The organism is Desulfobacter latus, assembly GCF_013389365.1.
GTDB lineage: Bacteria > Desulfobacterota > Desulfobacteria > Desulfobacterales > Desulfobacteraceae > Desulfobacter > Desulfobacter latus.
In genome coordinates, this window is record NZ_JACADJ010000027.1 from 1 (window position 1) to 21,690 (window position 21,690).

15 protein-coding genes are annotated in these 21,690 nt (G+C 48.9%); 6 read left to right on the forward strand and 9 right to left on the reverse strand.

Going from position 1 to position 21,690, the window contains the following annotated elements:
- Window positions 1-138 precede the first annotated feature (138 nt).
- Complete coding sequence (locus tag HXW94_RS09380) at window positions 139-2,319, forward strand: PAS domain-containing sensor histidine kinase (protein ID WP_246293817.1); 2,181 nt, start codon at window positions 139-141, stop codon at window positions 2,317-2,319.
- Window positions 2,320-2,343: 24 nt separating this feature from the next.
- Here HXW94_RS09380 and HXW94_RS09385 read toward each other — a convergent pair whose 3' ends face one another.
- Both HXW94_RS09385 and HXW94_RS09390 read right to left on the reverse strand, forming a co-directional pair.
- Window positions 2,344-4,071 carry a methyl-accepting chemotaxis protein gene (locus HXW94_RS09385; RefSeq protein WP_178366642.1) on the reverse strand — a complete coding sequence of 576 codons (1,728 nt, stop codon included), beginning with the start codon at window positions 4,069-4,071 and terminating at the stop codon, window positions 2,344-2,346.
- A gap of 43 nt (window positions 4,072-4,114) precedes the next feature.
- The gene (locus tag HXW94_RS09390; RefSeq protein ID WP_178366643.1) at window positions 4,115-4,846 is read right to left on the reverse strand and encodes a substrate-binding periplasmic protein; all 732 of its coding nucleotides are present in this window, start codon (window positions 4,844-4,846) and stop codon (window positions 4,115-4,117) included.
- Window positions 4,847-5,075: 229 nt separating this feature from the next.
- On the opposite strand from HXW94_RS09390, the gene HXW94_RS09395 reads away from it, so the two are divergent.
- Complete coding sequence (locus HXW94_RS09395) at window positions 5,076-6,911, forward strand: cache domain-containing protein (RefSeq protein ID WP_178366644.1); 1,836 nt, start codon at window positions 5,076-5,078, stop codon at window positions 6,909-6,911.
- Window positions 6,912-6,970: 59 nt separating this feature from the next.
- Here HXW94_RS09395 and glk read toward each other — a convergent pair whose 3' ends face one another.
- The 7 genes from glk to HXW94_RS09430 form a co-directional block, all read right to left on the reverse strand.
- Window positions 6,971-7,990, reverse strand: coding sequence for a glucokinase (gene glk, locus HXW94_RS09400; protein WP_178366645.1), 1,020 nt, complete (start codon window positions 7,988-7,990; stop codon window positions 6,971-6,973).
- A gap of 1 nt (window position 7,991) precedes the next feature.
- Window positions 7,992-10,679, reverse strand: coding sequence for an MGH1-like glycoside hydrolase domain-containing protein (locus HXW94_RS19500; protein WP_178366646.1), 2,688 nt, complete (start codon window positions 10,677-10,679; stop codon window positions 7,992-7,994).
- Between the two features lie 56 nt (window positions 10,680-10,735).
- Window positions 10,736-12,190: a decarboxylating NADP(+)-dependent phosphogluconate dehydrogenase gene (gnd, locus tag HXW94_RS09410; protein ID WP_178366647.1), complete on the reverse strand. Its 1,455-nt coding sequence runs from the start codon at window positions 12,188-12,190 to the stop codon at window positions 10,736-10,738.
- 62 nt (window positions 12,191-12,252) lie between these two features.
- Window positions 12,253-13,713, reverse strand: coding sequence for a glucose-6-phosphate dehydrogenase (gene zwf, locus HXW94_RS09415; RefSeq protein WP_218576646.1), 1,461 nt, complete (start codon window positions 13,711-13,713; stop codon window positions 12,253-12,255).
- Window positions 13,714-13,781: 68 nt separating this feature from the next.
- Window positions 13,782-14,528 (reverse strand): 6-phosphogluconolactonase, encoded by a 747-nt coding sequence (gene pgl / locus HXW94_RS09420; RefSeq protein ID WP_218576647.1) that lies wholly within the window; start codon window positions 14,526-14,528, stop codon window positions 13,782-13,784.
- Between the two features lie 63 nt (window positions 14,529-14,591).
- Window positions 14,592-15,203 carry an NAD(P)H:quinone oxidoreductase gene (gene wrbA, locus HXW94_RS09425; protein ID WP_178366650.1) on the reverse strand — a complete coding sequence of 204 codons (612 nt, stop codon included), beginning with the start codon at window positions 15,201-15,203 and terminating at the stop codon, window positions 14,592-14,594.
- Between the two features lie 48 nt (window positions 15,204-15,251).
- Window positions 15,252-15,584, reverse strand: a complete 333-nt coding sequence (locus HXW94_RS09430; RefSeq protein ID WP_178366651.1) for a TusE/DsrC/DsvC family sulfur relay protein — start codon at window positions 15,582-15,584, stop codon at window positions 15,252-15,254.
- Window positions 15,585-16,016: 432 nt separating this feature from the next.
- Between HXW94_RS09430 and HXW94_RS09435 the strand changes: the two genes are divergently transcribed.
- The 4 genes from HXW94_RS09435 to HXW94_RS09450 all read left to right on the forward strand — a co-directional run bounded on the left by HXW94_RS09435 (window position 16,017) and on the right by HXW94_RS09450 (window position 21,689).
- Window positions 16,017-16,415, forward strand: a complete 399-nt coding sequence (locus HXW94_RS09435) for a bacteriohemerythrin (RefSeq protein WP_178366652.1) — start codon at window positions 16,017-16,019, stop codon at window positions 16,413-16,415.
- A gap of 11 nt (window positions 16,416-16,426) precedes the next feature.
- A complete protein-coding gene (locus tag HXW94_RS09440) occupies window positions 16,427-19,669 on the forward strand; it encodes a response regulator (RefSeq protein WP_178366653.1) in 3,243 nt (1,080 codons plus the stop codon).
- Window positions 19,662-21,113: a sigma-54-dependent transcriptional regulator gene (locus HXW94_RS09445; protein ID WP_178366654.1), complete on the forward strand. Its 1,452-nt coding sequence runs from the start codon at window positions 19,662-19,664 to the stop codon at window positions 21,111-21,113. The genes HXW94_RS09440 and HXW94_RS09445 overlap by 8 nt, the downstream gene beginning before the upstream one ends.
- Window positions 21,114-21,311: 198 nt before the next feature.
- Window positions 21,312-21,689 carry a hypothetical protein gene (locus tag HXW94_RS09450; RefSeq protein ID WP_178366655.1) on the forward strand — a complete coding sequence of 126 codons (378 nt, stop codon included), beginning with the start codon at window positions 21,312-21,314 and terminating at the stop codon, window positions 21,687-21,689.
- The last annotated feature ends 1 nt before the right edge of the window (window position 21,690 follow it).

Below are 21,690 nucleotides of genomic sequence, written 5' to 3' on the forward strand. Positions count from 1 at the left end.
CACAGTCTTCGGCTTTCTTCATTTCCATTATATTTGCTCCTCAGATAGTATTGTTTCGAGAGTTCATATCATGCTTTTTTCATAAAAAGATAGGCTTTTTTAAAACCGGGAAAATGGGAATGCGCCCTGGCTTTCCATCTGTTTCCCGATACGAAAAATATCGTTGCGGTATGTGATGATAAATCGGCTGTCGGCAAAAACAATCTGAATGTTTTCCGGAATACCGCAGACCAATTCAAGAATAGAGCTGTTTTTTCAGAAGTTTTAAATTTGAAAAATACCGATGTCCATGATGTGCTTGGGAAATTCTCGCCGGATACGCTCTTATTCCGCCTTAACAACCTGCTCAACGCAGAAGAACATTTTGTATCCATCCATGAAACCATGGCGATTTTATCCAAAGAGGTGGCCCTGCCGATTTTTACGGCATGGGATTTTGATATGGGCCTTGGGGCGATCGGGGGCGTATTGGTCAGTGCCATGGAACAAGGACGAAAAGCAGCGGCGCTTTCTATCCAGATTCTCGAAGGGACCTCAGCAGATGATATTCCGATTATTATGGAAAGTCCCAATATTCCGTTTATCGATTATCAGCAGATCAGGCGATTCGGCCTTACGCTGAAAGACCTGCCCGAAGGTGTTCATTTAATGAATCGTCCCGACACCTTGTGGGGTAAATACAAACACCTTATTTCTTTTGTTTTATGTTCTTTATTTTCATTAATGATTATCGTTGTTCTGCAGACAGTCCACCTAAAGAAACGATACAAAATTGAGAAAACGCTTAAAGCGAGTAAAGAAGAAATAAAAAGTATTTTCAGAACTGCGCCTGTGGGCATCGGTTTTGTTGTCAACCGGGTACTTAAAAAAGTCAACAACCGCATGTGTGAAATCTGTGGATATGACGAATCCGAACTGATCGGCCGAAGTGCCCGGATACTCTATCCCGACGATGCCGCTTTTGAATTTGTCGGCCGGAAAAAGTATGACCAAATAACAAAACACGGCATCGGCAAAGTTGAAACCCGCTGGCAGCGAAAAGACGGGAGTATTGTAGATGTGATCCTCAGTTCTACATTTGTGGATGTGGCGGATCATGCCAAGGGGGTGACGTTCACCGCCCTGGATATCACAGATCACAAGCAAACAAAAAATGATCTTGAAAGCCAGCAAAAATTTCTGACCGCGGTATTCGACAATATTGAAGAAGGCATTGTTATTTGTGATGAAAACGGCACGCTTGTTCAATTCAATGAAGCTGCACGCAAGCTGCACGGCCTGCCGGAACAGCCTGTTAAACCGCAACAGTGGTCTGAATACTACAGCCTGTTCAAGGCGGATGGCATAACTCCGCTTCCTGTAGAAGAAATCCCATTGTATCGTGCCCTTACAGGAGAACACGTCCGGGATGCAGAAATTGTGGTGGCTACCGGAGACAGCAGTCTGCGTCATCTTGTCTGCAACGGACAACGGTTAAAAAATAATGCCGGGAAGATCATCGGTGCTGTTGTGGCCATGCACGACGATACCCAACGCAGGATGGCCGAATTGAAACGGAAAAAACTCCAAACCCAACTGAATCAAGCCCGGAAAATGGAATCAATTGGCACTTTGGCCGGTGGCATTGCCCATGAATTTAACAATATTCTGAGTATTATAATTGGAAATAATGAATTGATCATGGAAGACTTGCCGGAAAAAAGCCTTGCAAGAGAAAATTCAGAAGAGATACGATTGGCAAGTCTTCGCGCAAGGGATATTGTTAGACATCTCCTTACGTTCAGCAGACATGATGCTTCGAGCAAGAAACCGATCGAAATCGGATCTGTTGTCAGAGAATCGCTGAAATTAATCCGATCCACCACACCGACCAATATAGAAATCAGGGATAAGATATCCCCTGATTGTCTGCCCATTTATGGTGATGCCACTCAAATCAATCAAATACTGATTAACCTGTGTAATAATGCTGTTGATGCCTTGCAGATATCCGGCGGGACAATCGATATTGAACTTTGCAACACAAACTTAGAAGAAAATGAGGCGTTTTTAATTCCAACATCGGCATCAGGCACATATGTAAAGTTAGCGGTGCGTGACAATGGTATTGGTATGGATAAAAAGATACTTGAAAAAATATTCGAACCCTATTTCACGACAAAAGGTGTTGGGGAAGGAAGTGGTCTCGGTTTAGCTGTTGTCCACGGGATTGTAAAAAAACACGGCGGATCAATTGTTTGTGACAGTAAAAAAAACCAAGGATCTGTCTTTACTATTCTGATACCGGCATATGATGAACCGTCGATAGCCAAAGAGTGACAGGTTCCCCCCGCAGGGGGAACGCTATATTTTAAACCGGCTGACCACTTCATTCTGTTTCCGGGACAATGCGGCCAGTTCTTCGGCATTCTGGCTGACCTCACCGCTCTTGGAGGAAATATCGTCCGAAGCCGCCGTGACCTGGGCAATTTCAGCAGCCATATCTGCAACGGCACTGCTGATGCTGTTGACACTGTCATTGACCCGGCTGATGCCGTCGGACACTTGGCCCACATTTCCGGCGATCTCCCGGGTGGTTGTTGATTGTTCCGCCACCGCCGCAGTAATGGTGGATACGATCTGGTTCACGTCGTTGACAATGGAAGAGATGGATTTGATCTTCTCCACGGTGACGCCTGTGGCGCCCTGGATAGTTTCAACCCGGGATTTGATTTCATTGGTGGCTGCAGAGGTTTGGCCGGCCAGGGCTTTGATTTCTCCGGCAACCACGGCAAATCCCTTTCCGGCCTCCCCGGCCCGGGCCGCTTCAATGGTGGCGTTCAGGGACAAAAGGTTCACTTGTTCGGAAATATCGGTAATGGTCTCGACCACCTTGCCGATTTCCCGGGCCGCTGTGCCCAGTTCTCCAACCTGATCCGAGGCCGTGGTGACATGCGCCACCGCATCCTGGGTGACGGTGTTGGCCCGCTCCGTATTGCTTGAAATCTCTCCGACGGTGGTTGTCATCTCTTCGGCGGCGGCAGCCACCATATTGATATTGGATGCCGCGTCCTCCATGGCAGTGGCCACGCTATTCATGGCTTCGGATACGGATGAGGAACCGGTCGATACGATTTTAGTCTTATTCGAAGTCTGGTCCGCATTCTCCGTCATCCGGCCGGAGAGCTGCATGAGATTTTCCGAAGAGGTGTTCAGCCTGCCGGCACTCTCGGCAAGATCCTGGATAATTTCATGAATTTTACCGATGAAGGTATTAAACCAGCGCCCCAGCTCACCCACTTCGTCTTTGCTTGTAATTTCCAGCCGCTTGGTCAGATCGCCTTCGCCTTCTGCAATATCTTTAAGGCCGGCGGTTACCTTTTCCAGGGGGGTGACCGCAATAAATTTCAAGGTGAAAAATATGGTGGCCACCAGCGCCGCCAGAACAATGGCAAAGGCGATAATCTTGATGGCCAAATCTTTATTCACCTTGGCATTGATATCTTTTTTAAAACGTTCGACAGATTTCCGGCTCTCTATTCTCTTCTGCGCCAGGGTATCGTTCACCAGCTTATCCGAATAAAAGAGTCGGATAGAACCGATGTATTCCTTTTCCATGACAATGTTGCTTGTGAGCGATAATTTTTCATCCAGACCCAAGTCCGACGCCAAGGCCTCGGCTTTCATGATGGACCCATTTTTTTTCCAGATGGCCGAAAAAGGCTTTTTCCGGGCATCGGTCACCTGAATAGCGATGATGTCCGGGAGGTTGAGAAAGGTTTCCAGGCTGCTGTTAAGAGCTTCCGGCTCGAAATTGTACACAAAGGAGGCGGCCAGGCCAGAGCAGATTCCGGCGTTGATCTGATGCCGATGCGCCAGTTCCTTTTTTTCTTTCTCTGCCAGGTTCTGGGAAGTTGTCATCTCTTTTTCGACCAGACTGTCAATGATATACCCGATCATCTTGGTTTCCATGGACAAAATGATCACGGCAATGATCATCAGAAGCGCCAGGACAACCATTCCGCTTACAAGGGATGTTTTTACAGCAATACTTATATCCTTCAGACCAAAGGATGATTTGGAATCGGTCATAGGGTTCCTTATGGATCGCCGGTATCAATCAAATTTAGGTGTTTTAGAATCCGTATTTAATGAGAATTTTATCTATGGTGCCATCGGCCTTCATCTGTTTGAGCCCCGCGTTGAATGCTTCTACCTTGGCATCTGCATTGGCCACCTTGTTTGAGATGCAGACAAACAGATCCTTTTCCTCCAGGAATTTTGCCATAAACTCAATTTGTCCGGCTTTATCGGGCATATGTTTTTTGATCAGGTTCAAGCCGACAAATTTATCCGCGACAACGAGATCAAGCCTTTCGGCAGCCAGTTTTTTAAAATTTGTCAGATCATCTTTGACCGCATCTTTGTTCAGGTAATCGGCCTCGTCAAATTCTTTGGTGTTCACGTATCCTTTTACCGTTCCGATTTTTAATCCCTTGAGGTCTTCAAGCCGGTTAAAGGAGATATCCTTATGCTTTAATTTGAAGAATCCGATGGGGCCTCCGGGAAAGGGATCCGAAAATAAGGCATATGCCTTTATCGATTCTGAGAAGTACTCGGGAAAATAGCCGTCCACCTGTCCGCTCTTTGCAAGCCCCACGACCCGGCTCCATCGATCAAACTGGAAATCGGCCTCAAGTCCGCCCCGCCGGAAGGCCTCTTTGACGAGAACCGCCACATAGCCGTTGTCTTTGATCTCCTTGCCGATATATGGTTCCCAATCTAGCGTAGACAGGGTAATTTTCTCTGCTGCATTTACCGTTACTGAACAAAGAATCAGTGCCAAAATAACCATGTATTTTTTCATATGCTTACCTTTTTCTAAAAATGTGGAAAACGATACTCAAACTTCAAAAATAGTATTTTTATATTGGTTTTATTTAGGATTACAAATTATTTTTTTATTAGGAAGGATTCCTTGACTTTGATTTAGAAAAATGTTTTCTTTTTTTAAAAAGAAAAATCCTTATGACATTCAACTACTTGATCGTAACACAACTTTTGGTGAAAGGGATTAGATTATTAGATTAGGATTTATGATGAAAAAAATTCGATCGCTTTTAAAAAATCTATCCATTCATTATCGGCTGTTATGGTCATATTCACTCACCTTTTTGTTTATTTTGAGTTTGGCTGGACTTGTGATTTATTCAGTGGCACGGACGACCATTGAAAAAAATATTGAAAATGAATTAAAAAATTCCACTCAAACGATTCTGAACATGGTGAAGACGGCTATCAATGCTTCTATCCGGAATCACTTAAGAGCTATTGCGGAAAATAATAAAGACATCATCACCGATCTATATAACAAAGCCAATAATGGTTTAATCTCCTCCCAAGAAGCAAAAAAAAGGGCAAAACAAATCCTTTTATCACAATCCATAGGTAAAGGTGGCTATATATACTGCATAAACCGCGAAGGAATCATACAGGTTCATCCAAAAGAGGAGCTTGTCGGCACAGATCTATCAAAAAACAACTTTATTAAAATTCAAAAAATTAAAAAAGTGGGATACCTTGAATATGACTGGGCCAATCCTGGAGAAAAAATCAAACGCGCCAAGGCCCTTTACATGACTTATTTTACACCATGGGACTGGATAATCTCAGTTTCCTCATATAGAGACGAATTCCAAGAAATATTAAGTACTGAGGATTTCAAGCAAAATATTCTTTCTATCACATTTGGGAAAACAGGATATTCTTATATTATGGATAGCAATGGGCTACTTGTTATTCATCCCGAGCTCACTGGGACGAATATTTATAGTTCAAAAGATGTGAATCGACGCATGTTTATCAAAAAAATTTGTGAACAGAAAAATGGAAAAATAGTATATCCATGGAAGAATCCGGGGGAATTAAAAGCCCGTGAAAAGCTCGTTGTTTTTAATTATGTTCCAGAACTGGATTGGATCGTTGCATCATCCAGCTATTTGGAAGAATTTTATTATCCATTGACCACAATAGCCTATTCAATTGGGGTGACTCTTTTTATCATGGTGATTTTAATGATTCCCATTACCTGGTTGATAAGCTCTATGCTTGCAAAACCTTTACAGGTGATGATTTCTTTATTTGAGACAGGCGCTCAATCAGGTTTTGTAAGGCCATTAGATGTCAAATGGGGAGGAGAAATGGGTGAAGTTGTTAAAAATTACAACCGATTTGTTGGCACTTTAGAAACGACAAGACAACAATTGGAAAAATCCCGTGATGAGCTTGAACACCGTGTAGCGGAGCGAACCGCACAATTGACTGAAGCTCTGGGTGAATTAGAAGCTTTATTTAACAATAGCCAGATTGGTATTATGGTACTCAAGGGGGGACGCTTCCTCCACAAAGCAAATCAGAGATTAGCTGATATTTTTGGTTATAATACACCTGCACAAATGCAGGGCTTCTCAATGATGGACCTCCATTTGAGCGAAGAGCGTTTCCAGGAATTTGGAAATAATTATTTTGACAAGTTAATAAGCAAAAAGATGCTTCAAATAGAATATCAACTTAAACGAAAAGACGGGACTTCTGTTTGGTGTATGATCTCAGGAAAAGCTTTGGATTCTAAAATTCCTGCGGATTTAAATGAAGGTGTCGTCTGGATAATTGATGACATCAGCAGCAAAAAGCACAATGAGATTGAACGGGAGCGTTTGCTATTTGACCTGCAAAAGGCGTTAAGCGAAGTTAAGCAATTAAGCGGGCTGCTCCCTATCTGTTCATATTGTAAAAAAATTCGTGACGACAAGGGTTACTGGACTCAGATTGAATCCTATATTCATGAACACTCTGAGGCTGAGTTCAGTCATGGTATATGTCAAGATTGTGCAAAAAAGTATCACCCGGATATGGATATTTATGAGGATTAGCAAAATCGAAACTCGCCTTTAATTTGTCCTGTTTTTCTGTTTTCATCGCGGGTTCCTTTTCAAGTTGCCAGTTCGTATGCGCGTTGCGCAGCCCCCATCAAGGCCGCCCTGTCTTCACGGATGACCTGGACCGGAATGGCTGTCATAAAGTCGTGAAAACGGCCCTTCGCGATAAATCCTTCCATGAAGGCGGCCTTTTTCAGTGCCGGTAAAATTTTAGGCGGGATGCCGCCCCCTAAGTAAACGCCGCCCGTGGCCATGCCGGTGAGCGCCAGATTGCCCGCCACCGCGCCGAAGATGCGGCAAAACCGCTGCAGGGCATCCGAACAGAGTGAATCGTCCCCGTCCATGGCGTGGCGGGTGATGACCGCGGCCGGATCCTCGGTCGCCATGGCCCGCCGGACCGCCGGCGAAGGCGCTTGGCCGGCGCTGGAACACAGCCAATCAAAGATGTTAACGAGTCCCTGGCCCGAGAGCACGCGCTCGACGCTCACATGGCCGAAGCGTTGGTGCAGGAACCGCCACAACTCAAGCTCCGCTGTATTGTTGGGGGCGAAGTCGGCGTGGCCGCCCTCCGATGCCACGGGCCGGTATCCCTTTAGCTCCGGGAGCAGGAGGGCCTGCCCCAGACCGGTTCCCGGGGCAACCAGCGCCATGTTTCCACCATTTTGCGGCTGACCGGGATTCAAAGTAGTCAGGACATTGGATGCCAGCCGCGGCGCGGCGATGGCCGTTGTGGCCAGATCATTGAGAATCTCTACCTGCCGCCAGCCAAATATACGGCGCAGACGATCCTCGGAAACCGACCAGTTCAGATTGGTGGGACGGCAGGCACCGCCCACCACCGGGCAGGCGATGCCGAAGCAGGCGGCCACGATGGTCGTTTCACGGCGAGCGAGGATATCGCGGATCATCTCCTCCAGACCGGCCACATCCCGGCTGGGGTACGTAACCACCTCCAGTGTCCTGGGTCCGCCGGCGTCGATGGCATAAAGGCCCAAGTGGGTCTTGGTACCGCCGATATCCCCGGCCAGGACGACTTTTTCTCCCTTTAAAAAATGCCCGTGTTCATTCTTCATGCTACCGCTCCTTATTTTCCCATCCGCCGGATTGCTGGATCAGTTTGGCCACAAGTCCGGTCCAGCCGGTCTGATGGGAAGCGCCCAGTCCAGCCCCGTTGTCACCGTGGAAGTACTCATAAAACAACATGTGATCGCACCAGTGGGGATTATTCTGAAACATCCGCTGACCGCCGTAGATGGGGCGTCCGCCGTCGCCATTCGGCAAAAACAGGCGAATCAGGCGCCGGGACAGCTCAGTGGCCACCTCACCAAGGGTCATCATGTTTCCGGATCCGGTGGGGCATTCCACTTTCAGCGTATCTCCATAGTAATGATCGTATTTCTGCAAGGATTCGATCAGCAGGTAGTTGATTGGAAACCAGACCGGACCGCGCCAATTGGAATTGCCCCCGAACAAGCCGCTTTCAGACTCGGCCGGCTGGTAGGAGATGGTGTGGGTCCGGCCATTCACATGAAAATGGTAGGGCCTTGCTTGGTGAAATTTCGATATCGAGCGGATACCGAACGGGGATAAAAATTCGTTTTCATCCAGCATCGGCTTCAGGGTCCGGATCAGCCGTTCGCGGTTGACCACCGACAGAAGCCGGCGGGCATGTTCGCCTTGGGCTTTGACGCAGGCCACATCACCGCTGTCCCGCAAATAGAGGCGGTTTTCAAAGAACCAGTTCAGGCGCCTTTTGAAGTCCGGCATGCGATTGACCAGATCGGGCTCCAGGGTTTCCACGACCAGCAGCGGCATCAGGCCGACCAGGGATCGAACTTTCAATCTGGCATAGCCCCCACCCGGCAGGTGCAGAACGTCGTAGAAGAATCCGTCCGACTCATCCCACAGGCTTTTGCCGCCATGGCATTCGTCCGTCATGGCACGGGCGATGCGCAGAAAATGCTCGAAGAATTTGCTGGCCGTGTCCTGATAAACCGGGTTATCCCTGGCCAGCTCCAGGGCGATTTTCAACATGACCAGGCAGTAAAAGCCCATCCAGGACGTCCCGTCGGACTGATCAATGTGGCCTCCGGTGGGCAGCGGCGCACTGCGGTCGAATACGCTGATGTTGTCCAGCCCCAGAAAACCGCCCTGGAACACGTTGTTGCCATCCATATCCTTCCTGTTGACCCAGCAGGTAAAGTTGAGCAGCAGCTTGTGGAATATGCCCTCCAGGAAGCTCCGGTCGGCGGCGCCCTGCTGCTTGGCGTCGATTTTGTAGACCCGCCAGGCCGCCCAGGCATGCACCGGGGGATTGACGTCGCCAAACTGCCATTCATAGGCCGGGAGCGCACCATTGGGGTGCATATACCACTCCCGGGCCATCAAGTCGAGTTGGCGTTTGGCGAAATCGGCATCCACAAGGGCCAGCGGAATACAGTGAAACGCCAAGTCCCAGGCCGCAAACCACGGGTACTCCCACTTGTCCGGCATGGAGATGATGTCGAAGTTGTTGAGGTGCGCCCATTTCCTGTTGCGCCCATGGCGGCGGGAAGCCGGGGGCGCCGGCCGGCCGGGGTCGCCCTGAAGCCACTGCTCGACATTGTAATAGTAAAACTGCTTGGTCCACAGCAGGCCGGCCAGGGCCTGCCGCTGCACATCTCTTTCGTTTGCACTCAGGTCCGGATTCTGGATCGAGTCGTAAAATTCATCGGCTTCGGTCTGACGTGCGGCCAGGATCGCATCGAATTCGGCAAAGGGTTTCTCATGCCCGGTGCGGGCTAGCCGCAGACGAAATGTCCGCAATTGACCCGGATCGATATCAACGTCAAACAGCGCTGCAACCTTGGTGCCTTCTTTAGCCGGGTTAACGGCATCTGTTTCGCCGTCCACCAGATAGCGGTGAAAGGCGTCTTTGACAAAAGGGTGGGCGTTGGGGGTATTGCCGAATCGTGCGGCGTTCGTTTCATTGTCCGTGAAAAGCAGGTCATCGGCGTTTTCAATGTACCAGAAGTAACCGCCGGCGGCCGGGTGTTGAATCTTCACTGCCGAAAGAACGTCGGGCGCCTTGATCTGTTTCAAGTGCGGGCGGCCGGCAACATCGTTCATCGGGCCGGTTTCATAGCCCCAGGACCAGGTGTTGCGAAACCAGAGGCAGGGCAGTGCCGCGCATCCGGCGGTATCCGGCCCACGGTTAATCAAGGTTATTCCGGCCAGAATATCATCAGGGCCGGCTTTGGCGTACTCGATCACCACATCGAAATAGCGGTCGCCATCGAATACACCGGTATCCAGAAGCTCATATTCGAAGTCCTTAAATCCCCGCCGCCGGTTCTCGGAAACCAGATCGGCATACGGGTATCCGGCCTGGGGATATTTATAGAGCATCTTCATGTAGCTGTGCGTGGGGGTGCTGTCGAGGTAAAAGTAATATTCCTTGACATCCTCGCCGTGATTGCCCTCGGCGCCGTTCAGCCCGAACATGCGCTCCTTGAGGATCGGATCCCTGCCGTTCCAGAGGGACAGGGCCAAACAGATATATTGATGGCGGTCCGAAATTCCGGCAATGCCGTCTTCCCCCCAGCGGTAAGCCCGGCTGCGGGCGTGATCGTGGGGAAAATAGTCCCAGGCACTGCCATCGGCGCTGTAGTCCTCGCGGACGGTGCCCCAGGATCTTTCGCTGAGATAGGGACCCCATTTTTTCCAGTTGGCCCGGCGCTTTCGGTACGCTTCAAGGCGTTGATGCTCTGCAGTGATTTCCATTTTGAGGCTCCTGAAAAATGATTATTTTGTCACTGAAACATAGTCTCCTTCTTCCCTTAACGGTTGTAGGTCGACGATGCGGTCGTACCTCCGCGGCCTGTCCAGTTGGTGTGAAAAAACATTCCCCTGGGCCGGTCGATGCGCTCATACGTGTGAGCGCCAAAATAATCGCGCTGGGCCTGCAGCAAATTGGCCGGCAGGCGCTCTGCGCGATACCCGTCGTAGTAGGCCAATGCCGCGCCAATGGCCGGCAGGGGAATCCCCAGTTGCACCGCCGTACCCGCCACCCGCCGCCAGCCGTCCTGGGCGGTTTCCAGGGCCTGCCTGAAAAAAGGCGCCAGGAGCAGATTGACCGGGCCCGCATCGGTGTCGAACGCCGCCTTGATCCTGCCGAGAAATGCCGAACGAATGATGCATCCTCCCCGCCACATCAGGGCGATGCCGCCATAGTTTAGATCCCACCCCTGCTCGGCGGCCACAGCCCGCATCAACTGATAGCCCTGGGCATAGGAAACGATTTTGGCGGCGTAGAGCGCCTGTTCCAAGTCATCAATCATCGCTGTCCGGTCGCCTTCAAACACGGTCTGGGGTCCCTTGAGCACCCCTGCGGCCGCAGTGCGCTCATCCTTGAGGGCCGACAGGCAGCGCGCAAAAACCGCTTCGCCGATCAGTGTCAGGGGCTGGCCCACATCAAGGGCGTTAATGGCTGTCCATTTGCCGGTGCCCTTCTGGCCGGCCGTGTCGAGAATTTGATCCACCACGGCTTCATTGTTCTCGTCCCTGTAGCCTAGAATGTCCCTGGTGATTTCAATCAGATAGGAATTAAGCGGGCCGTTGTTCCATTTGGCGAACACATCGGCCATGGCCGCGTTGGAAAGCCCCAGGCCCTGCTTCATCATCTGGTAGGTCTCGCTGATGAGCTGCATGTCGCCGTATTCAATGCCGTTGTGCACCATTTTCACGAAATGGCCTGCGCCGCCCTCACCGACCCAGTCGCAGCAGGGTTCTCCGTCGTCGGTGTAGGCGCAGATCTTCTGGAAGATCGGCCGGACCGACGCCCAGGCCGCGGCAGCGCCGCCCGGCATGATGGACGGCCCCAGCAGGGCACCCTCTTCGCCACCGGATATGCCGGCCCCTACAAAGTGGAGCCCTTGGCGCGCCACCGCCGCCACCCGCCGGTTGGTGTCGACAAAGTTTGCGTTGCCCCCGTCGATGATGATGTCGCCGGCTTCCAGATGGGGCATGACCGATTCAATGAAGGCATCTACAGGTGCGCCGGCCTTGATCATGCACATGACCTTGCGCGGGCGCTTCAACGTTCCTGCAAGCGCTTCGACCGTGTGACAGCCGATGATATTTTTCCCGGCGGCACGGCCGTTGATAAAGTCATCCACCTTGCGCGTGGTGCGATTGTAGCAGGCCACCGTAACGCCCTTGCTTTCCATATTCAAAATCAGATTCTCACCCATGACGGCCAGTCCCACAACTCCGATGTCGGCTTGATTGTTCACGGTGTTTCCTTTCTGCTTTTTTGATTGTTCGGTTGGCCGGCCGATACCGGCACGTTCATCTCCTAGTTGCACGGCAGTCCACAACAGCCCATTCGCCAGGCATGCCCGCCCTTGGCCAGCAGCGCATCAGCGGCTTTGGGCCCCCAGCTGCCCCTGGGATAGATCTCAAGGGGCGAGACCCGGGACGACGCGTCCCACCCTTGGATAATCGGGTCCATCAGGTGCCAGGCATTCTCAATGTCGTCATTGCGGGCAAACAGGGCGGCGTCCCCTTTCAGAGCGTCCAGAAGAAGCCGTTCATAGGCGTCCGGAAGTACGATGCCCGGAAACGCCTCGTGATAGGAATGGCTCATGTTGACCGAACGGGATTCGGCCACGGTATCGGGAACCTTGGTCTCAAAGCGCAGTTGAATGCCTTCGTCCGGCTGGATGCAGATGGAAAGAAAATTGGGGGTGAATCCCTGGTTGCCGTGCAGATTGAAAATGACATCCGGCGGCGGCTGAAATTCAACGACAATGGCACTGCTTTTGGCAATCATGGCCTTCCCGGAGCGCAGATAAAAAGGAATCCCTTGCCAGCGCCAGTTGTCGATAAAAAGCTTCACGGCGGCGTAGGTGGGGGTTTGGGAATCCGGCGCCACGTCTTTGGCTGACCGGTAGCCCTCGTATTGGCCGCGCACCGTGTCGGCCATGGAGATGGGACGGACCGTGCCCAACACCTTGACCTTCTCATTGCGGATGGCGTCGGCATCCAGGGAGGCCGGCGGTTCCATGCTCACCAGGGCCAGCAGCTGCATGAGATGGTTCTGGAACATGTCCCGCAACACGCCCGCCTTGTCGTAGTAGCCGCCCCGTCGTCCCACATCCACCTGCTCGGCCACCGTGATCTGAACGTTGGAAACGTAACGCCGGTTCCAGACCGGCTCGAAAAACGTATTGGCGAATCGCAGAAAGATGATGTTCTGGGCCGTCTCCTTGCCCAGATAATGGTCGATGCGGAACACCTGGTGTTCGGCGAAAGCCTCGTGTACCTCACGATTGAGCGCCCTGGCGGACGTGAGATCCCGGCCAAAGGGCTTCTCAATAATGACCCTGCGGAACCCATGGGTTTCAGCGGCCATGCCGGCCGCCTTGAGGTGGGCACAGACAGGCCCGATAAAATCCGGCGCAACAGCCAGATAGTAAAGGCACCCGGTGGCACCCGGCGCCAAACAGTCGAGGTGGGCCTGCAGCGCGCGATAGTCTTTGGCGGCATCCAGATCCCCCCGGAAATAATGAATTGAAGGGGCCAGTTCATTCCAGATCGCGTCCTCGAAGCTTGCACCGTGGGCTTGGACGCCTTTTTTCAGTTCTTCCCGGAAATCTTCATCACGCCAGTCCCGCCGGGCAAATCCGACGATGCGCAACCCCGCGGGCAAACGATTTTTCTGGAAGTTGTGGTAAAGCGCCGGCATCAGCTTTCTGACCGTAAGATCACCGGATGCGCCGAAAATGACGATGGTAAAAGGTGTGTTGGTTTTCATGCCTTTCCCGTACCTCCTGTGCTTGATGGCGTTTGCCATCGGGACGATGAAGCCTGGTGTATGCACCTTCAGAACAAATCCGCGGCCGCGGCCCTGTCGAGGAACCACCCCAACTCACCACCTGATGGATTTACCAGTTGTGACGGCAGTCGCGGTTTCTTCCCGTTTGGCTTGAATACCCGCGATAGTATTTGGGCCTTTTGGTCCCCGGCCGCCACGAAAAGAACGCTGTGGGCATTGTTTATCACAGGCAGCGTCATCGTGATACGGATGGGCGGCGGCTTGGGCGCATCCATCACCGCCACCACCCAGCGTTGCGTCTCGCGCAGCGCCGGGTGGTCCGGAAACAAAGATGCGGTGTGGCCGTCTGTGCCGATACCGAGCAGGATCAGGTCCAATCTCGGCCATTGGCCGGGTTCAGGTTCCAGCACATGTCGCATGACGTCTTCATAACGCCCTGCGGTCTGAGCAGGATCAAACGAATCGTCAACAGCGTGAATCTGTTCAACCGGAATCCCGACATGGGTGAGCAATTGCCGGTCCGCATGATGGTAATTGGAATCCGGGCTGTCTTTGGGTACCCATCGCTCGTCGGCCCAAAAGATATGCCAGGCAGCCCAGTCGATGGCGGCGCTCAAGGGCATCGTTGCCAGGGGCGGTCCGATGATGTCCATGAGCGAGCCGCCCGACAGGGCCACGCAGAACCGGCCCCGCCTGGCCGCAGCATTGGCTGCCCGGCGGGCGACGTAAGCAGCCAGGGCGGACGACAGTTTGTCGCGGTTGGAATAGACGTTCACCTCAGGCTGTGATCCCATGTTCCGGACCTCGATATTCACATATTGTCACAAATTGGAGTGCTCTACATATTGAAGCCCACACTATCCCATGAGCTTCTTGGCGATTTCGGCGACATGTTTGCCCTGAAAGCGCGCTGCCGCCAACTCGTTCTCGCTGGGCATTCGCTCACCCGATCCGCCTGCGATTGTCGACGCGCCGTATGGCGAACCGCCGGTTACTTCGTCGATGCGCATTTGGCCCTGAAACGCATAGGGCAACCCCACGATCACGAAACCGTGATGCAGGAGCGAGACATGAAACGAGAGTATGGTAGATTCCTGCCCGCCGTGCTGCGTGGCGCTGCTTGTAAACACACTGCCCACTTTGCCCACCAGGGCGCCCTGGGCCCAGAGCCCGCCGGTAGCATCCAGGAACTGGCGCATCTGCCCGCACATATTGCCGAAACGAGTCGGCGTGCCGAAGATGACGGCATCCGCGTCGGCAAGCTCGTCAACCGTACAGACGGGTATATGGGCCTGTGTTTGTTGGGCATCGACCGCCCCCATCTTCTCAAGGACGTCTTCAGGCAGGGTTTCCGGTACGCGCCGCAGGACGGCTTCGGCGTCAACGACCTGTCCGACGCCTTCTGCAATCGCTTCCGCCATTTTGTGTACATGCCCATAAGTAGAGTAGTAAACGATCAGTATTCTCATTGGATGATCTCCTGTTATCGGTTTTGGGAAGGTGCGGTGACCCGGGGCCTAATGCCTGATCTTGGCCAGAACCTCCGGATTGGGCTGGGGCAGACCTGCAATTTTCCACGCCGTAATAGGATCGGGAAACTGATGATATTGGCAGGACTTTTCCTGCCCCACATTTTTGCAGACCGCCCTGATGATGGGGAAGGCCTCAAACCGCTTATAATAATCCCGGACAAATTTAAGAATTTCCATCCGTTCCTTGCTCAGGGGACACTCATCGGATATGCCTTCCCTCTCCGCAAGGGCACATGCGATTTGTTCGGTCCAGGTGGAAGGATCCATCAGGTACCCGTCCGCATCCAGTTTTAATTCTTCTTGGCCCAATGAACTCATGGTTGGCCTCCTTATTTTAAAATAATTAAAAATAGCAACGCAGATGACGCCGCATAAAGAGAAACATTAAAACAAGCCACTTCTGACACATGACAAAGATAGATTAAAAAACTTCACACATCAAAAAAGGGGGCAGAAACTCAAAAAAATAATACGTTATAAATACAAAACCACGCGTACCCATCCAATGGCCGTCAGCTGAATGTCCAAACTTTCGCTCGCCAAGGGATCTGTTCAAAAAATTATGTGAAGTGTAGGACAAAAAATTGCTTTTTGTCAAGCCTAAAGAGAGGCTTGCAGTGGATGAAATTCTTGATTTTGCGGCCAGACTGTATAAAATGAATTCGATTTAAAAACGTGGTCATCGAATGGTATGGATATTGATTGAAATAATAACTGTTAAAATATTTAAAGCAACGCAAAGACCCTGCAATGATAAAAAGAATTCAATGGCAAACTAAGTACAAAATCGGTATCAAAGAAGTTGATTTACAGCATGAATATTTTGCCTTGCTGATAAACAGACTTGGCAGTGAGCTTTTTTTGACAAACAGTATTCATTATAAGCACAGATTAATGGAAGAGCTTTCCTTGTATGCGTCATTTCACTTTATCAGTGAAGAAAATATGATGATGAAAGCAAATTTTCCTGATTATAAAGGTCACGCACGCCTTCATCGAAAACTGTTAAGCCGCTTGAATGACCAAATAAACTACTTCTGCTCAGAAAAAGTAACCGAAGAGTCAATTATTAACTTTCTGGTCAGCTGGTTCTTTGAGCACACCCTTGAGCACGATAAGGCGTTTTCTCTTTTTTTGAATGAAAAATAGCAGGTAGATCCATGGAACAGTATAAACAAATCGTCATTGTGGTTAAAAGTGATGAAAGCAGCGACTTATTACCGGATATCTTATCAGGCCAAACATTTGATGTCATGAATCTCAAAAAAGATGACAACATCCCAGAGATGGTTCGCCTGGCACATCCGGACCTTGTTTTAATAGACGTTGAAGATTCTAATGATTTTGCCATTGAACTGTGCCGTTCTTTAAAAGCATCAGAAAAAACAAGTGATGTCCCTGTTATTATCATTTTAATGCTTCCTGAAATCCAAGACAAAGAAAATGCTTTTGACGCAGGATGTTATGATTTTATAACAAAGCCCTATGCTTCATCAGAGTTACTTGTACGAATTCATAATTGTCTATTAAATCAAATGTATTTAAAAAAGCTTGAACATCAAGTGTATGATCGTACCAAAGAACTTGAAGCAAACAAGTCCCGATTTAAAAACATCTTTACCAGTTTAAGTATCGGCGCTGTTATTTTTGAACCGATTAATAACGGCAATGATTTTGTCATCCAGGAGTTTAATCCTGCCGCAGAAAAGATCGAAAAAATCAAGATGAAGGATGTTGTGGACAGACCGCTCACCCAGGCGTTCCCCGGCGTTAATGAGTTCGGTCTGCTGGACGTATTTAAACAGGTTTACAAAAACGGAACGCCTGTCCGCCACCCTGTCAGTATTTACAAGGACAACAGAATACAGGGATGGCGGGAAAACTATGTGATTAAGCTGCCCTCAGGAGAAATTGTTGCATTATACACCGATGAAACCAAGCAGAAAAAGGCTGAAGAAAAGATTCTTCAACATAGAAATTTCCTTCAAAAAATCATCGACGGGGTCAATGACGGCTTGATGGTGATTAACCGGGACTATACCATAGCTTATGCAAACAAGGTAGCCTTGGAAACTTACGGGCATAAACGCCTGGAACCTACCATGACCTGCTATGAGGTTTTGTATGCCCAAAACGCTCCGTGCAGCGGCAAAGGAGTCGTTTGCCCACTGAAAGAGATTATAAAATCAAGAACTTTTGAAAAATTTGAACACACTTACAGGGACAGTCAAAATAGAAACCGGTCAATTGAGATATCGTGTTCACCGATTTTGGATGAAAACAGTGAAGTAACCCAGATGATAAAACTGTTTCGGGATGTCACGGAACAAAAACGCAGGGAGCAACGAAGAGATGCCCTGGTGAAGTTGTCTAAACTAGCTGTGGGTGCCACCTCAAAAGAGGTCACAGAGGCTTTTTTAAATGAAGCTGAGAAAATAACGGACAGCAAAATCGGATTTTTCCATATCATAGATGAAGAACGTTCTTTAATCAAATTGACAGCCTGTTCAACCAACACGCGTAAAAATATGTGCAAGGCCAAGGACAACACCGGTCATTATCCCAAGGAAAAAGCCGGTGTCTGGGCAGATTGTTTAAGAACACGAAATGCTGTAATTCACAATGACTATGAATCTTTACCCAATAAAAAGGGATTGCCTGAAGGTCACGCGCCCATTGTAAGAGAACTTGTTGTCCCGGTATTGAAAAATGATCAAATCGTTGCCGTTTTAGGGGTTGGCAATCGAGAATATAACTACCTTGCTGAAGACTGTGAAAATGTGACGGCTTTGGCTGACATGGCTTGGGATATTATTTCGCATAAACAGATAGAGGAAAAGCTGCAATCATCTGAAGCCCGGTTTTCAAAATTGTTTTTTTCCAGTCCCGATGCGACTGTCCTGCTTCGATTATCAGACGGCAATATCGTAGATGTCAATGTTGCATTTGAAAAGACCTTTGGATATGAGCGGCAATTCTGCAGAAAAAAGAGTTTTCTATCACTTAAGCCCTGGCTTGACAAAGAAATAACCCAATTTATCCTCAAGGAGTTACAAAAAGGCAATCGTGTTCAAGGGCTTGAAATTCAATGCCAGCGATCCTCCGGTGCAACTTTTGATGCCGCAATATCATGCGATACCACAACAATAGAACAGGAAGCGCACCTGATTGTCATTATCCGGGATATCAGTAAACGCAAGGCTGCTGAGAAGGAAAAGCAGGCTTTGGAAAATCAACTTCAACACGCCAGGAAGATGGAATCCATTGGCACCCTTGCCGGAGGGATTGCCCATGACTTCAACAATATCCTGTCAGCAATTATGGGGTACACGCAGTTGCTCATGGCATCTGCTCCCGATACAGGTGAAGATCATCAAAGGCTTAACAATATATTGACAGCGGGCCGGCGGGCAAGTGATCTGGTTTCACAGATTCTTACATTCAGCCGCAATGACGTGCAGGACCTTAAACCCTTAAAGGCCCAGTTCATCGTAAAGGAAGCGCTCAGACTGTTGCAATCATCAATACCGGCTACAATCAAAATCAAACAAAATATACAAAATGACTGCGGCATGGTTTTGGCGAATCCAACACAAATTCATCAAATCATCATGAATAGCTGTACAAATGCGTATCACGCCATGAAATTCACCGGCGGTGTTCTCAGTGTATCGTTGGAACAAGTTGAACTGAGCCGGGAAGATATCGCTGTAAAGCCTCATCTGGCATCAGGTCCGTATGCCCGGATATCCATCACTGATAATGGGCCCGGAATACCCAAAGATATTCTGGACAGAATTTTTGAACCCTATTTCACCACCAAATCCAAAGGCGAAGGAACTGGCCTTGGCCTTGCGACAGTCCACGGCATTGTTACCGGGCTGAAAGGAGACATTACCGTTCACAGCGACCCTGGAAAACAGACCACCTTTCAAATCGTTTTACCCATAGTCCGTGCCTTGGAAAAACAGGCCCCGACGACGAGACTCAAAGATATTCCACAAGGAAATGAACGCATACTTCTTGTGGATGATGAGGCGTTTTTGGTGGATGCAACAGAATCGATTCTTGAAAGTCTAGGGTATGACGTGACTGCCATGACAGACAGCATTGAGGCGTTTGAATTGTTTCAACGTTCTCCCAAGGCGTTTGATTTAATCATTACGGATATGACAATGCCGGGTATGAGCGGTGACAAGCTTGCAAAAAAGATATTTGAAATTACACCTGAAATACCGGTCATTCTAATGACGGGACACAGTGATATAATGAATTTCAAAAAGGCAAAAGCCATGGGCATCAAGGGCTATCTGACCAAGCCTGCGCTGCGCAGGCATCTTGCAGAAGAGATCAGAAGGTGCTTTGGGGGCGATAGCACCGGGATGGGTAGAAACAATGGCTAATGTCCTGATTGTTGACGATGATCCGTACGTACGAGAGCTGTTAATTGAATTCCTCACGCCTTATCATTATACGCTGATGGCAGCCGAAACATTGTCAGAGTGTTTGACCCTGCTTCCTGTGGGCAAATTTGATCTTATCCTGCTTGATATAAATCTTCCGGACGGGAACGGGCTTGAAATACTGCCTGAGATCAGGCAGTCTGCCTCGGCACCGGAAGTCATCATCTTTACTGCCGAAGGAAGCGCGGCCGGGGCAAAAACGGCCATGGACAATGAGGCCTGGGATTATATTCTAAAGCCGTTTTCCGAGCAGGAGATTCTACTCAATATTAAACGGGCACTGGAATTCAGGGCATCTAAAAAAGCATTGCAAGCCCGATTTGAATCAATCTTTGACAGATCGGATATTGTCGGAACCTCTTCCAAAATAACAACCTGCCTTAACCTGGCAGCACAATGTGCAAAAACCGATACAAATGTTCTTATAACCGGTCCCACGGGAACGGGAAAGGAGCTTTTTGCCAATACGATTCATAAAAACAGCAACCGGAAAAACGCCGGCCTCATTGTGGTGGATTGCGCTGCCCTGCCTGAACAACTGGTTGAATCCGTTCTATTCGGGAATGTGAAAGGGGCTTTTACCGGTGCCGATGCCGCCAGGGATGGTTTAATTAAAAAAGCAGACGGCGGCACCCTTTTTCTTGATGAAATCGGGGAACTTCCCCTGGCCATTCAAAAGAAGTTCTTAAGGGTACTCCAGGAACGTAAATTCAAACAGGTCGGGGGGACAAAGGTCATTGCCAGCAATTTCAGACTTATTTCTGCAACCAACAGAAATCTTGACGATATGGCGAAACAAAATACCTTCAGACGTGACCTTTTATATCGTATTAAAACCTTTCATATTGAGCTGCCCGCGCTGCAGGAATGCCGTGAGGATATAAAACCGCTGACCCTTCACTATATCCATAAATTATGTGAACACCACGGTTTTGAAACCAAAGGGTTCAAACCTGACTTTCTCAAAATGCTGGAAAGCTACAACTGGCCCGGTAATATCCGGGAGCTGATCACCAGCCTTGAAAAAGCAATTCTTGCCAATGCTGACGCATCTATTTTATATCCTAATTACCTGCCCCAGCACATAAGGCTGCATCACATTGAGACATCTATTCAAAACAAATCTGAGAATAATAAGATTCACAAAAAAACCGGCAGCGAAATCAATCCATTATCTTTACAGCTGCCGGACAAACTTTTCAATCCGGTTCAATCACTCAAGCAGGTAAAAAAGTATACTGCCGTTGAAACGGAAAAGCTTTATCTGGATCATGTAATGCGCTTATCAAAGGGTGATTTGGAAAAAACATGTGAACTGGCCGGTATCAGTAAAAGCCGGCTCTATTCTTTATTGAAAACACATCAGACGCTCAGCAAACCCTGATTTTTAAACAGCTCTAAAAACGTCGCAAAAAATTTGAATTTCGTATTATAAAATACGAAATCATTTTGTCTTCAAAGCCCCCCTCTGGTTTACTTTATGTAATTAATTGAAATCAAATAGATTTCTATATTTTTACAACTTGGCACGCATTTTGATTAGGTAATATCCAAATGATACTCGAAACGATGAGGCGAACAATTGGAAATTATCATATATACGCAAACGGAAAATACTCAAAAAAATTTATTGTTAAAGCAAATATCAAAAATCGGTCAACCTGTTTCAGTGATGATTTTTGAGATTGAGGATCTTTTTCAACAATTGAAATTAAAGGTTTCCGGCGAGACGATCCTTGTTTTTTTGATCTCCTCTGAAGAAGAGCTTGATGCTTTATTAGAAAACAAAACCCGTTTATTCAATATCAGGTTTATTATTCTACTTTCAGAGGATCACAAAGATTGGGTTTCAAAAGCATTGGCAATGCAGCCCAGGTATCTGGGTTACACGGCAAATGACTATACCGATGTAGGTAACGTATTAAATAAAATGATAAAAAAATCAGTAATAAATATTTGAT

Excerpts from the sequence above, each read along its gene's own strand:
- HXW94_RS09385 (WP_178366642.1), bottom strand. The coding sequence starts at position 4,071 with ATGACCGATTCCAAATCATCCTTTGGTCTGAAGGATATAAGTATTGCT.
- HXW94_RS09390 (WP_178366643.1), bottom strand. The coding sequence starts at position 4,846 with ATGAAAAAATACATGGTTATTTTGGCACTGATTCTTTGTTCAGTAACG.
- HXW94_RS09395 (WP_178366644.1), top strand. The coding sequence starts at position 5,076 with ATGATGAAAAAAATTCGATCGCTTTTAAAAAATCTATCCATTCATTAT.
- glk (WP_178366645.1), bottom strand. The coding sequence starts at position 7,990 with ATGAAGAATGAACACGGGCATTTTTTAAAGGGAGAAAAAGTCGTCCTG.
- HXW94_RS19500 (WP_178366646.1), bottom strand. The coding sequence starts at position 10,679 with ATGGAAATCACTGCAGAGCATCAACGCCTTGAAGCGTACCGAAAGCGC.
- zwf (WP_218576646.1), bottom strand. The coding sequence starts at position 13,713 with ATGAAAACCAACACACCTTTTACCATCGTCATTTTCGGCGCATCCGGT.
- pgl (WP_218576647.1), bottom strand. The coding sequence starts at position 14,528 with ATGGGATCACAGCCTGAGGTGAACGTCTATTCCAACCGCGACAAACTG.
- wrbA (WP_178366650.1), bottom strand. The coding sequence starts at position 15,203 with ATGAGAATACTGATCGTTTACTACTCTACTTATGGGCATGTACACAAA.
- HXW94_RS09430 (WP_178366651.1), bottom strand. The coding sequence starts at position 15,584 with ATGAGTTCATTGGGCCAAGAAGAATTAAAACTGGATGCGGACGGGTAC.
- HXW94_RS09435 (WP_178366652.1), top strand. The coding sequence starts at position 16,017 with ATGATAAAAAGAATTCAATGGCAAACTAAGTACAAAATCGGTATCAAA.
- HXW94_RS09440 (WP_178366653.1), top strand. The coding sequence starts at position 16,427 with ATGGAACAGTATAAACAAATCGTCATTGTGGTTAAAAGTGATGAAAGC.
- HXW94_RS09445 (WP_178366654.1), top strand. The coding sequence starts at position 19,662 with ATGGCTAATGTCCTGATTGTTGACGATGATCCGTACGTACGAGAGCTG.